The sequence below is a fragment of the Mesorhizobium sp. M8A.F.Ca.ET.218.01.1.1 genome, from assembly GCF_004791165.1.
GTDB lineage: Bacteria > Pseudomonadota > Alphaproteobacteria > Rhizobiales > Rhizobiaceae > Mesorhizobium.
The window spans coordinates 1-284 of the sequence record NZ_SRUZ01000209.1; the positions used below are offsets into that span (position 1 = coordinate 1).

The window sequence follows — 284 nt, forward strand, 5'->3', positions numbered from 1 at the left end:
CGCGGCGCGGGCGATGGCTAAATTTCACAAAAACCGAGCCGTGGAGAGCAGGCGTTCAAGATCGATCTTGGAAACCATTTTCAGCACATGAAAGAATCGATGGAAGATCGATTGAGGCATGAGTTTGGTAGCGGCTGGGACAGGGAAAAAATCGAGAAATTTGTGGCGCTTAGGTCAGGGAAGGTTCGCCTGTCTCCGGTTCGATCTGTGTTGGTTAAAGACCCAGAGCAACTTGTCAGCGAACTGTTCGAAAAATTGGTTGGAGAGGTTCCGAGTTCTCAGAG

Annotated in this window: 1 protein-coding gene; it reads left to right on the forward strand. The window is 50.0% G+C overall.

Annotated features, from left to right (window positions below; translation table 11 throughout):
* Positions 1-87 precede the first annotated feature (87 nt).
* On the forward strand, positions 88-284 hold a 197-nt coding region (locus EN861_RS35045; RefSeq protein ID WP_189343835.1), incomplete at its 3' end, for a hypothetical protein.